Annotated in this window: 4 protein-coding genes; 2 read left to right on the plus strand and 2 right to left on the minus strand. The window is 73.5% G+C overall.

Annotation, left to right across the window (positions count from 1 at the left end):
* Positions 1–113 precede the first annotated feature (113 nt).
* Positions 114–281: a hypothetical protein gene (locus tag ABNF97_RS17060; RefSeq protein WP_349339099.1), complete on the minus strand. Its 168-nt coding sequence runs from the start codon at positions 279–281 to the stop codon at positions 114–116.
* 219 nt (positions 282–500) lie between these two features.
* On the opposite strand from ABNF97_RS17060, the gene ABNF97_RS17065 reads away from it, so the two are divergent.
* Both ABNF97_RS17065 and ABNF97_RS17070 read left to right on the plus strand, forming a co-directional pair.
* On the plus strand, positions 501–1,463 hold the full coding sequence (locus ABNF97_RS17065; protein ID WP_349339100.1) for a TIGR03557 family F420-dependent LLM class oxidoreductase: 963 nt from the start codon (positions 501–503) through the stop codon (positions 1,461–1,463).
* 295 nt (positions 1,464–1,758) lie between these two features.
* On the plus strand, positions 1,759–4,824 hold the full coding sequence (locus tag ABNF97_RS17070; RefSeq protein ID WP_349339101.1) for an AfsR/SARP family transcriptional regulator: 3,066 nt from the start codon (positions 1,759–1,761) through the stop codon (positions 4,822–4,824).
* A 225-nt stretch (positions 4,825–5,049) separates the two neighbouring features.
* Here ABNF97_RS17070 and ABNF97_RS17075 read toward each other — a convergent pair.
* Positions 5,050–6,009: protein kinase domain-containing protein (locus ABNF97_RS17075; protein WP_502930499.1), on the minus strand; the 960-nt coding region annotated here is incomplete at its 5' end.

Raw genomic sequence — 6,009 nt, forward strand, 5'->3', positions numbered from 1 at the left:
CCTCAGGGAGGACCCCGGGACGGGGACAGGTGTGGGGGAATTGGCAACTGCAGCCCGACAGTCGCCGCCCAACTCCCTGCGCCGGCACGGATCAGGGTAGGACGATGAACCGATTAACGCAACCGGTTAAGTAACCCGCCGCCCGGGCCGCGCACCTTCTGGGCGAGCCGGGTCAGGTCGGCGGTGGTCGCCAGAAGCTCACCGCCTCCGGCCAGCTCGTGCGCCACCGTGCCCTCGCCGGGTCGTCCGGAGTAGCCGTCGACCCCGGGGAAGCGCCACACGCACGCCGGGCGGCGCCCGGGCGATGCGGTGACCGACCGCCGCGGACGCCGTCATCCCCACCACAAGGATGATGCACCGGCGAGTCTTAACCGGTTCAGGCAACTTACTCCGGTCACCGCCGGACAGTCAAGGACATCGCTGCACGCCGAGCCGGAGGGGCGGGGTTGACCGACGACAGGCGGGGTAACAACCGGAATCGGACGACGGAGGAGGTCGGCATGGTCGGAGTGGGCTACACGTTGATGTGTGAACAGACCGGACCCAAGGAGCTGGTCGACCAGGCGGTCCGGGCGGAACAGGCCGGCTTCGACTACCTGGTCATCTCCGACCACTACTACCCCTGGTTGGCCTCACAGGGCCACTCTCCCTACGCCTGGTCGGTGCTCGGCGCGGTTGCCCACGCCACCTCCCGGGTCAAGCTGATGACCTACGTCACCTGCCCGATCCGGCGGTACCACCCGGCCGTGGTGGCGCAGAAGGCGGCGACGATCGGGGTGATGTCGGACGGCCGGTTCACCCTCTCGCTCGGTGCCGGCGAGAACCTCAACGAGCACGTGGCGGGCGCCTGGCCGTACGTGCACCAACGGCACGAGATGCTGGAGGAGGCGTTGCAGATCATCCGGCCGCTGCTCGACGGGGACAACCTCTCCTACTCCGGCAACCACTTCGAGGTGCCCGAGGCGTACCTCTGGGACCGGCCGGCCGACCCCATTCCGATCGCCCTCGCGGCCTCGGGGCCGCACTCGGTCGAGCTGGCCGTCGAGTACGCCGACGCGCTGGTCTGCGACACCCCGGACGCGGCCGTGGTCCGGATGTACGACGAACGCGGCGGCACCGGCAAGCCCCGGTACGGACAGGCGGCGATCTGCTACGGCCCGGACGCCGACGACTGCCGCAAGACGGTGCACGACCAGTGGCGGTGGGCCGCGCTGAACTGGACCGTCAAGGCCGAGTTGCCCGGGCCGGAGTCCTTCGTCAGCGCCACCGCGGCGATCCGGCCCGAGGACGTCGCAGAGCTCGTACCCTGCGGACCGGACCTGGACTCGCACGTGGAGGCGTTCCGGAAGTACGTCGACGCCGGTTTCACCGATGTGGCGTTCGTACAGGTCGGCGTCGACGGCCAGCCGACGTTCCTGGACTGGGCCGAGCGCGAGCTGCTGCCCCGGCTCCGGGAGATGTGATCCGATGCGATTCGGCCGCGTCGAGGTACGCCCGCTCGGTGGCGGACTGGGCTGCCTGCTGATGATCCTGATCTCGATCATCGGCTCGATCCTGCTGACCGTACTCGTCAATCTGCTCCTCTGATCGGCCGGCCGGCGCTCGACCGACCGGCCGACGTCTCGGGGCGTGCCCGGCGTGTCGGGCATTCCTCCCGGACGGCCGGGTCAGCTGTCCCTGGCTCGGCCCCAGGCGGTGCACCAGGCTCGGCCCCAGGCAGTCGTACGGCTGTCGCGCGGCGACGCGACGGAGACGATCATGCGGTTCAGAATCCTGGGTCCACTGTCGGTCGAGGTTGCCGGTGCTCCACTCCGGATCCGGAGCGCCCGGGTCTCGACCCTGCTCGCGACCCTGCTCCTGGAGGCCAACCGGACGGTGCCGACCGACCGGCTGATCGAGGCGGTGTGGGGCTGGCACGCGCCGCCGACTGCCCGCAGCCAACTGACCATCGTGGTGTCCCAACTGCGCCGGCTGCTCGCCCGGGACGGCGCGCAGCGGCCCGTGGTGCACACCGAGACGGCCGGTTACCGGCTCGCCGTCACGACCGACGAACTCGACGCGCTGCTGTTCGAACGGTACGTCGCCGAGGCGGAGCGGGCCGCCTCGACCGGCCGACCCGACGAGGCCGTCGCTCGGCTGAGGTCCGCACTCGACCTGTGGCGCGGATCCGCGCTGGCCGGAGTGCCCGGGCAACTGGTCGGCACGGCGGCCACCCTGCTCACCGAGCGGCGGGCCGCGATCCGGGCCCGCCGCATCGAACTCGAACTCGCCCTCGGCCGACACGCCGACCTGGTCACCGAACTGGTCGGGGTGGTTGCCGCGGATCCGTTCAACGAACGTTTCCGGGAGAACCTGGTGCTCGCGCTCTACCGCTGTGGCCGGGTCACCGACGCGCTCACGGCCTTGCAGGACTTCCGGCGGCGACTCGCCGACGAGGTCGGCATCGAGCCCGGTCCGCGCCTCACCGAGCTGCAGCACCGGATCCTCAACCGCGATCCCGCGCTCGACCTCCCGACCACCGCACCCGGGCCGCGCCACCGGGTGCCGACGACCGTCCCCGGGAGCGCCGGCCGAGAACCCGCTCCGATGTCGACCGGTACGGCGCCCGGGATGCCCACGGCGGCGGTACCGGCCTCCATCCGGTACCCCGCTCCGGTGTCCGGTCCGGTGTGCGCTTGTGCGGAGACGACGCCCGGAGATGTGGGAGCGGGGTTCGAAGGTGTGTCGGCGGTGCCGGGAGCGTCGTTGGTGACCGCTGTCGACTCCGGCTGCACCAACGCGAACCGGCCGGGACGGCGACCGGGCGGGCCGCCGGCCCGTCGTCGGGTGGCCGGACGACCGGGTCGACGCCGGGGTGGGCTGCCCGGTCGGCGGCCCGGCGGGCAACCGGGCGGCCCGGACCGCCGTCGGCCAAGCGGCCGGGACGGTACGGCCGGACGCACCGGGGACGCCCCGTGGCAACTGCCGCCCGCCGTCGCCGACTTCGTCGGGCGGGAAGCCGAACTGACCCGAATCCGCCGCGCCCTCGACGACGCCACCGAGCGGACCGGACCGGCGGTGGTGGTCGTCTCCGGCCTGCCCGGGGTCGGCAAGACGGCGCTGGCGGTCCGAGCCGGCTGGGACGCCGGCCCCGCGCACCCGGACGGCTGCCTGTACGCCGAACTCGTCGACGGCCAGGGGGTGCCGGTGGACCCGTACCAGGTGCTCGGCGGGTTTCTCCGTGCGCTCGGCGTACCTGGGGAAGCCGTTCCGGACGGCCGTACCGAGCGGCGTGACCTCTACCGGTCGATGGTGGCGCGGCGCCGGATCCTGGTCCTGCTCGACGGCGCCGCCGACGAGGCGCAGGTACGCCCGCTGCTGCCCACCGGGCCGGCCTCGGCGGCGCTGGTGACCGGCCGACGCCCGCTGACCGGCCTGGAGGGCGCCCACCGGGTCACCCTCGACGTGCTGCCGGTCGAGCCGGCGGTCCGGCTGCTCACCGGGATGCTGCCGGAACGGGCGGTCGGCGATCTACCGGCCGTGCACCGGACGGTGCAGCTCTGCGACCGGCTCCCGCTGGCGATCCGGGTCACCGGAAGCCGACTCGCGGTCCGGGCCGACCGGTCGCTGGCCCAGGCCGTCGACCGGCTCGCCGACAGCACCCGGCGGCTCGACCGGCTCGCCGAGGGCGACCGGGACGTGCGGCGCGGGCTGGCCGAGGCGTACCAGCTGCTGGGAACGGAACCTGCGACACTGCTGCGGCGGCTCGGCGCGCTGCCGGTGGCCGAATTCCCCGGCTGGCTCGCTGTCCCGCTGCTGGACACCGACGAGAGTAGTGCCGAGCAGGCGCTCGCCGCCCTGACCGATGCTGGTCTGGTGCGGCCGGTACCGGACCGTCGCACAGGGCTGCCCCGTTACCGGATGCCGGAGCTCGTCCGGCTGTACGCGGCGGAACGGGTCGGCGTCGACGATCCACCGCCGACCCGGGCGACGGCGCACCGCCGGGCGTACTGGTGGCTGCTGGACCTGGCGCTGCGCGCCGATAGGCAGGTACCCGACCAGGTCTTCCCGGCCGGTGCGATCGGCCAGCCGCCCGGATTCGGGCCGGCCGAGGAACTCCTGCGCGCCGTCGACGCCGACCCACTCGGCTGGCTCGGTGCCGAACGGCACCTGCTGGTCGGCGCCGCCGGGCAGGCCGCCGGACTCGGCGACACCGAGTTGGCCTGGCGGCTGGCGGTGGCACCGACGAACTTCCTGCACCAGCGCGGCCTGACCGAGCTGTGGCAGCGCGCGGTCGAGCACGGTCGTGCCGCGCTACGTGACCGGCGAGGTGTCGATCGCGGCCAGGCGCTGCTGTCGCTCGGCAACGCCCTGCTGCTGCTCTCCCGGGCCGAATCCGCCGCTGCCTGGACGGCGGCGCGGGCCGCCCGGCGGCTCTTCGACGAGCTGGACGATCCGGACCGGGCGGCGGCCTGCGCGGCCGTCCAGTGGCTGGCCGGGCAGCATCCTGGCCAGTGGCTGGCCGGGCAGCATCCCGGTCCGGCGGCGAAGCCGGTCGGCGCGAAGCCGGTCGGCGCGAAACCGGTCGGCGCGAAACCGGTCGGCGCGAAACCGGTCGGTGTGGGGGTGCGGTGCGGCGTCGACGAGCCGGCCTCGCTACGGCGGACAGGAACGCTGCGCGGGGTGATCCGACGGATCGGGATCGCGCCCCGGGCCACCCCGATCCTCTGCTCCGCCGACCAGCCCGAGCCGCCGGCACGCCGGCCGGCCATTGCCGCGCCGGCGCCAGGGTTAGGTCAAGCTCGGCGCCCGCCGGATGTCGTAAGGGCTGATACGACGGGTTGAACGCCGGCCGGGTCGATCTGGCACGGTTGCGGACCCGCACCAACCCGGACGCTGAGGAGAGGCCGGCTGCAGATGAGAACGCAGGTCTGGACGTGGCACGCCTCGGGCCGACCGACGACGCCACGGCCGTGACCCCCTCCCAGCTACGCGACGTCATGAACCGACTGATTACGGCCGGGCACTGGCGCGGCGGCGACCCACCGATCCTGATCGTCCCCGACACGACTACGGCTGCACGGCAGGTCGGCACCCGACCGGAGCGGAGATCGGCGGAGCGGCCGGACCGGAGGCCTCGGCGCAGAGCGCGACCACCTCGTCCAGCCCGATCCTTCCGGCCGGCTCCGCCCGGAGCAGACCGATGACGATCCGGCGCAACGGCGCCGGGACCGGTGGCCCGTTGAGCGACGGCTGGAGCAACGTCGCCACCCACTCCTCCGGCCACCGCACCGGCCGCCCGGCCGATCCGGCCCACGAGCCGGTACCCGCCACGTCGAGGCCGGCCGGCGAGACCCGGCCGGCCAGCCACAGGGCCAGCACGCCGAGGCTGAAGAGGTCGGCTGCCGGGTCCGGCGCCGCGCCCCGCCACAGCTCCGGCGCGACGAACCCGACAGCGCCGGAGAGCCGCAGGTCGAAGTAGGACCAGTCGTCCGGCCCGCCGGTACGCAACGCGGCCAGTTCCAGGTCGACCAGCCGGAGTTCCCCGTCCGGCAGCAGCAGCACGTTTTCCGGCGTCAGGTCCCGGAGTACCACGCCGACCGCGTGCACCGCGCCGAGCAGCCGGGCCAGCCGGCCGAGCAGGTGCTGCCAGGCCGGCCGGTGCGGATCGACCGCCGAAAGGTCCGGCACGTCAGCGGAGAGTGCCGACCCCGGGAGCAGTTCCTCGACGAGGAACCGGTGGTCGCCCTGCACGAACTCGCGCAGTGGACGGGGCGTCACGCCGAGCGGGAGCAGGTGCCGCAACACCCGCGCCTCGTGCCCGAGCAGGTCCCGGACGTCCCGGTCGTACGCGTCAACCCCGACATAGGGTCGGGCCTCCTTGATCAGGACCCCGACTCCGGTACGCAGGTCCCGAGCCCGGTAGACGCCACCCTTGTTCGCCTGCCGGATCGCGCCGGTGACCGCATACCTGCCGCCGATCAGAACCTCGGCCGGTCCGGTCGGGTCGACAGGCCCCCACAGCCCTGT

Origin of the sequence: Plantactinospora sp. B6F1 (assembly GCF_040120695.1) — a bacterium.
Lineage (GTDB): Bacteria > Actinomycetota > Actinomycetes > Mycobacteriales > Micromonosporaceae > Plantactinospora.

Excerpts from the sequence above, each read along its gene's own strand:
- ABNF97_RS17065 (WP_349339100.1), top strand. The coding sequence starts at position 501 with ATGGTCGGAGTGGGCTACACGTTGATGTGTGAACAGACCGGACCCAAG.
- ABNF97_RS17070 (WP_349339101.1), top strand. The coding sequence starts at position 1,759 with ATGCGGTTCAGAATCCTGGGTCCACTGTCGGTCGAGGTTGCCGGTGCT.